General features: G+C 59.1%; 6 protein-coding genes and 1 pseudogene. 6 read left to right on the forward strand and 1 reads right to left on the reverse strand.

The window, feature by feature from the left end:
- The 5 genes from Q8K09_RS03105 to Q8K09_RS03125 all read left to right on the forward strand — a co-directional run.
- A partial coding sequence (locus Q8K09_RS03105; RefSeq protein ID WP_305253563.1) for an L-serine ammonia-lyase occupies nt 1–690 on the forward strand: 690 nt, incomplete at its 5' end.
- Nucleotides 691–760: 70 nt separating this feature from the next.
- The gene (locus Q8K09_RS03110) at nt 761–1,768 is read left to right on the forward strand and encodes a GlxA family transcriptional regulator (RefSeq protein ID WP_305253564.1); all 1,008 of its coding nucleotides are present in this window, start codon (nt 761–763) and stop codon (nt 1,766–1,768) included.
- A 501-nt stretch (nt 1,769–2,269) separates the two neighbouring features.
- Nucleotides 2,270–3,481 (forward strand): M24 family metallopeptidase, encoded by a 1,212-nt coding sequence (locus Q8K09_RS03115; protein WP_305253565.1) that lies wholly within the window; start codon nt 2,270–2,272, stop codon nt 3,479–3,481.
- 321 nt (nt 3,482–3,802) lie between these two features.
- The gene (locus tag Q8K09_RS03120; RefSeq protein WP_305253566.1) at nt 3,803–4,588 is read left to right on the forward strand and encodes a creatininase; all 786 of its coding nucleotides are present in this window, start codon (nt 3,803–3,805) and stop codon (nt 4,586–4,588) included.
- Between the two features lie 138 nt (nt 4,589–4,726).
- Complete coding sequence (locus Q8K09_RS03125; RefSeq protein ID WP_305253567.1) at nt 4,727–6,319, forward strand: BCCT family transporter; 1,593 nt, start codon at nt 4,727–4,729, stop codon at nt 6,317–6,319.
- 653 nt (nt 6,320–6,972) lie between these two features.
- On the opposite strand, the gene Q8K09_RS03130 is transcribed toward Q8K09_RS03125, so the two are convergent.
- Nucleotides 6,973–7,938: a GlxA family transcriptional regulator gene (locus tag Q8K09_RS03130; protein ID WP_305253568.1), complete on the reverse strand. Its 966-nt coding sequence runs from the start codon at nt 7,936–7,938 to the stop codon at nt 6,973–6,975.
- Nucleotides 7,939–8,373: 435 nt separating this feature from the next.
- On the opposite strand from Q8K09_RS03130, the pseudogene glyA reads away from it, so the two are divergent.
- Nucleotides 8,374–8,513 (forward strand): annotated as a pseudogene (gene glyA / locus Q8K09_RS03135) (serine hydroxymethyltransferase); the annotation flags it as partial.

An 8,513-nucleotide genomic window follows, 5' to 3' on the forward strand; every position in this document is an offset into this window, starting at 1 on the left:
GGCATCCTGCCCGGCGGGCTCAACGTCAAGCGCCGTGCGGCCAAGCTGCACCGCAGCCTGCAGGAGATGAGCAAGCCCAACGTGATCGGCTCGACCCTCAGCGGCATGGAATGGGTCAACCTGTTCGCTTTGGCGGTCAACGAGGAAAACGCCGCCGGCGGGCGCATGGTCACCGCGCCGACCAACGGGGCGGCCGGGATCATTCCGGCGGTGTTGCATTACTACGTGCGTTTCAGCCCGGCGGTGAGCGAGGCGGACGTGGTCGACTACCTGCTGGCAGCAGCAGCGGTGGGCATTCTGTGCAAGAAAAACGCCTCGATCTCCGGCGCCGAAGTTGGCTGTCAGGGCGAGGTCGGCTCGGCTTGCGCCATGGCCGCGGCGGGCCTCGCGGAAATCCTCGGCGCCACTCCGGAGCAGTTGGAGAACGCCGCCGAGATCGGTCTGGAGCACAACCTCGGCCTGACCTGTGACCCGGTCGGCGGTTTGGTCCAGGTACCGTGCATCGAGCGCAACGCAATCGCTGCAGTGAAAGCGATCAACGCCGCACAACTGGCCTTGCGTGGCGACGGTCAGCACTTCATCTCGCTTGATCGGGTGATCCGCACCATGCGCGACACCGGCGCCGACATGCACGACAAGTACAAGGAAACCTCGCGCGGCGGCCTGGCCGTCAGTGCTGTCGAGTGTTGAGTTGCGCTAGCACGCCCATCGCAAATCGCTTCAGATTCCGCTCGCAGGCCCGCACCGAGGAGAGCTAGGTATGTCCAGTTACGAGGAGTTGCAGCAGCCCACAGAGGTCGCCTTGGCGGCGATCGGCTTTCTGCTCACCGACAATTTCAGCTTGATCAGCCTGGCTGCGGTACTCGAGCCTTTACGGCGCGCCAATCAATTTTCCGGGCGTAGCCTCTATCGCTGGCAGACCCTGACGACGGACGGACGTGCCGTGCGTGCCAGCAATGGCATGCTGGTTACTCCAGATGGCGCTGCGCAGGCGGAGTCGGTGCTGGATGCCTTGATTCTGTGTGGCGCCGAAAGCCTGCGGCGCGACTGCGACCCCGAGCAGATCCGCTTGCTGCAGGAGCAGGCGCGGCGCGGCGTGCACTTGGGCGCGCTGGGAAGCGGCAGCTGGGTGTTGGCCAGCGCCGGTCTGTTGCAGGGCTACGAGTGTTGTGTGAGCTGGGACTGTCAGGTGGACATTCGCGAGACATTCCCTGCGGTCTTGCTCAGTCCGCAGCGCTTCGTGCTTGACCGTGATCGTTACACTGCAGCTGGGGGCACGGCTGGGATGGAGCTGATGCTGCAACTGATCGGCCGCAGCCATGGCCCTGCGCTGGTAGCCGCGATAAGCGAAACCCTGGTGCTTGAGCAGGTGCGCAGCGAGTCTATGCCGCCACAAATGACGTTTCGTCAGGCGCTGGGCAGTGCCCAGCCGAAGTTGCAGGAAGCGATAGCGTTAATGGAGGCCAATCTCGAAGAGCCTATCGAGCTTGATAAGCTGGCACGCTATGTTGAACTGTCGCGGCGTCAGCTAGAGCGGCTGTTCTGCGAATACTTGCATTGTTCGCCGTCGCGCTACTACCTGAAATTACGCTTGCTGCAAGCGCGACAGATGCTCAAGCAGACAACCTTGTCGATAGTAGAGGTAGCCAGCAACTGCGGCTTCCTGTCCCCGCCGCATTTCTCCAAGTGCTACCGCGAGCACTTCGGTGTGGCGCCGAGCAACGAGCGTCTTAGCAAGTCGCAACGTTGCCGCCTGGCCATGCACTGAGCGTACTACGAACCGCTGTATCGACAGGCGCGGCCGAGGGCTTTTGTAGGACGTCGCGGGCCGCATAGGCTTGAGCGAAGCGATACCCAAACGATCACCGCATCCGAGCCAAAGTTGACCAAGGCGATCTACCGTGATTGCCGCCCTGCATCTAACGCGGCGCGGTGTTCACGGTGATGGGTATCGCTACGCTCAACGCCATCCTACGGTTTACCGGCGTCCATCCTGCTCTTTGTCACAACGCCCCGTCACGGTTGGCACCGGGCGGGGCTTTTTTGTGCCCGGGTGGCAGTGCTGGAGTGCAGCGATGCGCGCACCCATTGCGTACTACTTTCCAAGCGGTTTACAACGCGTCGGTATATGCCTGAGCAGGCGCAGCGGATCTGACCAACTTCGGGTCGGAAACGTACAAAAACAGGGTGTTTGTATCTGTTGCAATGCTTTCCAGCGGCTAACCAGACCGGTGGGCCGAGTCACTGGAAAACAACAAGGATCAACTCCATGCAAATGCCCAAGACGCTCAAAATTCAGAATGGCCAGAAGGTCCAACCAACTTTCTCTGCCCAGGAGTATGCCAACCGTCAGGCCCGGCTTCGCAGCCACATGGCCGCAGAAAGCATCGACGCGGCGATCTTCACCTCGTACCACAACATCAACTACTACAGTGATTTCCTGTTCTGCTCGTTCGGTCGGCCCTATGCCTTGGTGGTGACTCAGGACAGCGCTGTAACCATCAGCGCCAATATCGATGGCGGCCAGCCATGGCGCCGTACCGTCGGCACCGACAACATCGTCTACACCGACTGGCAGCGCGACAACTTCTTCGTAGCCATTCAGCAAGCCCTGCCAAAGGCGCGGCGTATAGGCATCGAGTTCGACCATCTGAACCTGCAGAATCGCGACAAACTCGCCGCCCGTTACCCGGATGCACAACTGCTGGACATCGCCGCACCCTGCATGGGAATGCGCCTGATCAAATCCGTCGAAGAACATGCAATGATCCGCCACGGCGCGCGTATCGCCGACATCGGCGGTGCTGCAGTGGTCGAAGCCCTGCAGGATCAGGTGCCAGAGTACGAAGTGGCCCTGCACGCCACCCAGGCGATGGTGCGCGAGATCGCCCGCACCTTCCCCGACGTTGAATTGATGGACACCTGGACCTGGTTCCAGTCTGGTATCAACACCGACGGCGCACACAATCCGGTGACCACGCGCAAGGTCAACAAGGGCGACATACTCAGCCTCAACTGCTTCCCGATGATCGCCGGTTACTACACCGCTCTTGAGCGCACCCTGTTCCTCGACCATTGCTCCGACGAGCACCTGCGTCTGTGGCAGGTCAACGTCGAAGTGCACGAAGCCGGTCTCAAGCTAATCAAACCTGGCATGCGTTGCAGCGACATCGCCCGTGAATTGAACGAGATCTTCCTCAAGCACGATCTGCTGCAATACCGCACCTTCGGTTACGGCCACTCGTTCGGCACCCTCAGCCATTACTACGGCCGTGAGGCTGGCCTGGAGTTACGTGAAGATATCGACACGGTTCTCGAACCCGGCATGGTGGTGTCCATCGAGCCTATGATCATGCTGCCCGAAGGCTTGCCGGGCGCGGGCGGATACCGCGAGCACGACATCCTGATCGTCAACGAGCAGGGCGCGGAGAACATCACCAAGTTCCCCTACGGCCCGGAGAAAAACATCATTCGCAAGTAAGCGCAGCCTGCGCGGTAGCAGAGACACGTATCTGCTACCGCGCAGTAATTACCCAGGCCGCAAGGCCAGGAGGTAACAGGGTGAATATACTAGGCAAGCCGCTTCGCTGGATCTCTTTAGCGTGCCCATGGAGGTTGTGGGCTGGCGAGTTTCGCCGTCAGTACTCGGCGCTAGTTTCTTGCTGGCATGCGCTGCTGCCGGACGAGGCTATCGCACTCCTTCAGTTTCCTCCGCACTTTGGTCAGAGACCTGATCTCTTTGGAGGGCTGATGGCGCAGCAAGGATCCTGCACAATGGCGGATTCATTAGAGGACAGAAGCAATGAATAAAAGTGTCTTTGTAGGCGAGCTCACATGGAAAGAGTACGAAGCCTCGATTGCCGGTGGTGAGCGGGTGTTGTTCCTGCCGGTCGGCGCGCTTGAACAGCACGGCCATCACATGTGCATGGACGTGGATGTGCTGCTGCCCACGGCTGTTAGCCAGCGGGTGGCTCAGCGCATAGATGCGCTGGTGTTGCCAGCCTTGCATTACGGTTACAAGTCGCAGCAAAAGTCCGGCGGGGGCAACCACTTTCCCGGTACCACCAGCCTGGACGGGGCCACACTGACCCACAGCGTTCTGGACATCATTCGCGAGTTGGCACGTCACGGCGTGCGCCGGCTGGTACTGATGAACGGGCACTACGAGAACTCGATGTTCATCGTCGAGGGTATCGATCTGGCATTGCGCGAACTGCGCTATGCAGGCATCAACGACTTTCGGGTAGTGGTGCTGTCCTACTGGGACTTCATCAAAGATCCAGACGTGATCGCACAACTCTACCCCGACGGTTTTCTCGGCTGGGATATCGAGCATGGGGGGGTATTTGAAACCTCGCTTATGTTGGCGCTCTACCCTGAGCGAGTAGACATGGAGCGGGTCGTCGATCACCCGCCAGCAAGCTTCCCGCCCTATGACGTCTTCCCCATTATTCCCGAGCGCACGCCGGCCCCCGGCACCTTGTCTTCCGCTGTCGGCGCCAGCCGCGAGAAGGGCGAGTTGATTCTTCGAGTCTGTGTGGAGGGTATTGCTAGCGCTGTCGAGGAAGTATTCAACGCACCCGCCTAAGCACTGCCCGCGTGATGCAGTGTTTTGCCCAATGATTCTGACAAATATAAGAATGATCGAGAGGCTAACAATATGAGTACGGGACAAAGCGCGGCGTCTGCCGCGGTAACTTATACGGGAGAGGCACACGAATTGCGTGTGGCTATTTCCCAGAGTACTTGGCTGAAAGGCCTGAACCCGGTGGTAACGCTCGGTGCGCTGCTGGTGATCGCCGGAGTTATGCTGGGTCTACTGATGTACCAGGAGCAAGCCGCGTCGTTGTTCGACCAGGTGCGCAGTGGTATCACCTATGCGTTCAGTTGGTATTACGTGCTGATCGCCGCGTTGTTTCTCTTCTTCAACGGCTGGTTGGCCTTTAGCCGCTTCGGTCGCATCCGCCTGGGACGCGATGATGAACGACCCGAGTTCGGTTACTTTTCTTGGTTCGCCATGGTGTTTTCCGCCGGCCAGGGCATTGGTCTGATTTTCTGGAGTATCGCCGAGCCGATGTTCCATATGCAGGGAAACCCCTTCAGTACCACGGCCATGAGTGCCGAGGCGGCGGAAAGTGCGATGCGCATCACCTTCTTCCATTGGGGGCTGCATGCCTGGTCGATCTACTGCGTCGTCGCCCTGGCCTTGGCTTATGCCGCCTTTCGCAAGGGGCTGCCGCTAACCATCCGTTCTACCTTGCGCCCTCTGTTCGGTCGCGTCATGGACGGCCCGTGGGGGCATGCGGTGGACATCCTGGCAATTCTGGCGACCATCTTTGGCGTAGCCACTTCGCTGGGTCTGGGCGCTCAGCAGATCAATGCTGGCTTGAGTCGGCTGTTGGGCCTGGAAAGCTCGGTGCTGGTGCAACTGGGGTTGATCGCCGTGATTACTGTGGTCGCCGTGCTCTCTGCGGTGTCCGGGGTCAATCGTGGCGTCAAGCTGCTCAGCGAGCTGAACATCATATTGACCATTGCCCTGATCCTGTTCTTCTTCATCTGGGGGCCGAGCCGCTACCTGATCATGTCGTTGGTCGATGCTACCGGCGATTATCTGGCGAACGTCATCGAAATGAGTTTCTGGACGGACGCTAGCAAGCAGGATCCGGCTGCCTGGGAGGGCTGGAAGTCCAGCTGGCAGGGCTGGTGGACGGTGTTCTATTGGGGCTGGTGGCTGTCGTGGGCGCCGTTTGTCGGCGTGTTTATCGCACGCGTTTCCCGAGGTCGCACCATCCGTGAGTTCATTCTGGGCGTGATCCTGGTACCCACAGTGTTGACCTTCATCTGGATCGCCGCCTTTGGTGGTACCGCCGTGAGTCATGAGTTGTTCGGCGAGGCAGGTATCTCCGCGGCTGTGACCAAGGATGTCGCCAGCGCCTTCTTCGTGACGGTTGACTCCATGAACCTCGGCGGCCTTGGCACCGTGGCGCTGTGGTTGGGCACCCTGCTTGTGGCCACCTACTTCATCACCTCGGCCGACTCCGCGACGTTGGTACTGACCACCATCATGTCCCATGGTGCTATCCACCCGGCCAAGCGTCACCGGGTGTTCTGGGGCGGAATGCAGGGCGTAGTCGCCGCTGTGCTGCTGGTTGTCGGCGGTGCTGCATCCTTGGCCACCCTGCAGACAGCGGCCATCGCCAGTGCGTTGCCATTCTCTTTCATCATGCTGCTGATGTGCCTGAGCCTGATCAAGGCGCTACACGCAGAAGCTCCGGTGGAGCTGGTTGCTGTCCGGTCAGAAACCCCAGCTGCCATTTGAGGCATCGCCGGCCACTAGCTTTGGTGGTCGGCACAGCCTCAGGTGTTACCCAAAGAACTCATACAAGAACAACTAAAGAGGTTTTTTTCATGAATTCCTGGTTACTTACGCTCTTTGTAGCGCTCAACCTCCTCATCCTCCTGATCACAGCCGGTACTTATCTGTGCCGCTGCGCGAAAGAAAAGGCGATGTCCCCGTTATCTGGTGAGCCAGATCGCAGTTTCATGTAGGAGCTTTAGCCGCGAAAAAATTGTCAGTATTTCGAAGATTTTCGCGGATGAATACACTCCCCTAAAAACGTTATCCCTCATGCAACAGATAAAGGGTACATAGCCAAAGAAAAGGCCGCGCAGGCGGAGTTACTACGATGTACTTATGAATTCCTGAATTCAGGGGCGGTAATGATCGGATTTGGCTTTGTCTCCTCGCGGAAAATCAAGGACAGCGGTGAGGGTGGCTTTCTCCTCGCGGGCCGAAGCCTCGGTGTCTTACCCCGCGCCAGCACTATAGTAGTAGCCACTCGCTTCAGCGCGGGGGTTAACAGACTCGTTTGAACAAGGCTGCGGGCTAGCTCAAGTACGCGGCTTGCACTGTCCTTTGTTTGGTAACGCCAGGCCACAATCTCTACCATGGGTTGTTGCGGGCCGGGGCCGTCAGCCCAGCGCGCTCTGCTTGCGTTCGCCGCGCGGCGAGTGGCCGAACAGTCGGCTGTAACACTTGGAGAAGTGCGCCGGCGAGGCAAAACCGCAGGATAGGGAGACGTCGCGCACTTGCGCATCACTGCGTAGCAGCAGGTCGCGAGCACGGTTCAGGCGCAGTTCCAAGTAGTACTGGCCAGGCTTGCGCTCTAGATATTTGTGAAACAGTCGCTCCAGCTGGCGTACCGACATCTCGTTGAGTTGGGCAAGCTCCTCCAACTCCAGCGGTTCCTCTAGGTTGGCCTCCATGATCGCGACTATCTGGCTCAGCTTCGGCTGGGTGTTACCGAGCTTCTGCCGCAAGGGCACGCGCTGCTGTTCACGGGAGCCGCGCATGCGGTCGCAGAGCAGCAGCTCTGCGGCGTGGGTGGCGATCTCCACGCCGTCGGGCTCACGTGCGATCAGCTGCAAGGTCATGTCCATTGAAGCTGTGCCGCCGGAGCAGGTATAGCGGTCGCGGTCCAGTTCGAACAATTGATTGGAGATGATGATCCCAGGGAATTTGTCTTTTAGCTGCTCGATGTCTTCCCAGTGAATGGTGCAGCGATAGCCCTTGAGCAGATCAGCGCTGGCCAGCAGATGGCTGCCTGTGCAGATGCCTCCCAGTGGCACATGGCGCTCGGACAGCTTGCGCAACCAGTTGAGCAGGTTGCGGTCGTGCTTCGCCGGAATCGGATTGGAGCCGACTACGAACAGAGCGTCCAGTTCCGGGGCGTCGACGATGGAGTGGTCCGGCACCACACACATGCCGTTGCTAGCACGCACTGGCTCATGGTCGGCGGCGATCAATAGGGTTCTATAGAGGGTGCGCTTAGCGGCCAGGTTGGCCATGCGCAGCGTCTCGATCGCGCAGGCAAAGCCGATAGTGGTGAAGTTAGGGCTCAGCAGAAAACCAAATGTTTTCACCTGCGCTACTGACATCACGGCCTGATTGCTCTCGGCCGTTGCCAAGTGGGGCGATGCGTATGCCATTTTTTCCTCCTTCACTGCAGTCGCTCTATCGTGCTGCAGGCCATTAGCCGGCAGCAGTAGCAACTGTGCGCTTTATTGTTGTAGGGCTGCAGGACTGACACCTGCGCCGGCTGCAATCTTACACCCATTGCCTGGCGCTTTGATCGCCCCGGGCATTGTCCGCTGCTGAGGCAGTAGACCAGTTTGAACACTTTTGCGTCGGAAATGAGCAAACAGTCATCAGGTGCATTTCGCACAATCCGCTGCAACAGGCGTTACCTATTCAGCCTCTTGTCGATGCGCACAGTAATGCGCCAGATGATGGCTCCCAGGCAGGAGCGGGGCTGGCAGTACGTCCTGATCTATAACAACAGGCGACCCAAGACTGTCGCCGGGAGAATCGAGATGTTCAGCAAACAAGACCAAATTAAAGGCTACGACGACGAACTGCTCAGCGCGATGGATGCCGAGGAGCGCCGTCAGGAACATCACATCGAGCTGATCGCTTCGGAAAACTACACCAGCAAGCGGGTCATGCAGGCGCA

Origin of the sequence: Pseudomonas sp. (genome assembly GCF_030683065.1) — a bacterium.
Lineage (GTDB): Bacteria > Pseudomonadota > Gammaproteobacteria > Pseudomonadales > Pseudomonadaceae > Aquipseudomonas.

What these genes read in the sequence shown, in the direction of transcription:
- Q8K09_RS03115 (WP_305253565.1), top strand. Translation starts at nt 2,270, where the DNA reads ATGCAAATGCCCAAGACGCTCAAAATTCAGAATGGCCAGAAGGTCCAA.
- Q8K09_RS03120 (WP_305253566.1), top strand. Translation starts at nt 3,803, where the DNA reads ATGAATAAAAGTGTCTTTGTAGGCGAGCTCACATGGAAAGAGTACGAA.
- Q8K09_RS03110 (WP_305253564.1), top strand. Translation starts at nt 761, where the DNA reads ATGTCCAGTTACGAGGAGTTGCAGCAGCCCACAGAGGTCGCCTTGGCG.
- Q8K09_RS03130 (WP_305253568.1), bottom strand. Translation starts at nt 7,938, where the DNA reads ATGTCAGTAGCGCAGGTGAAAACATTTGGTTTTCTGCTGAGCCCTAAC.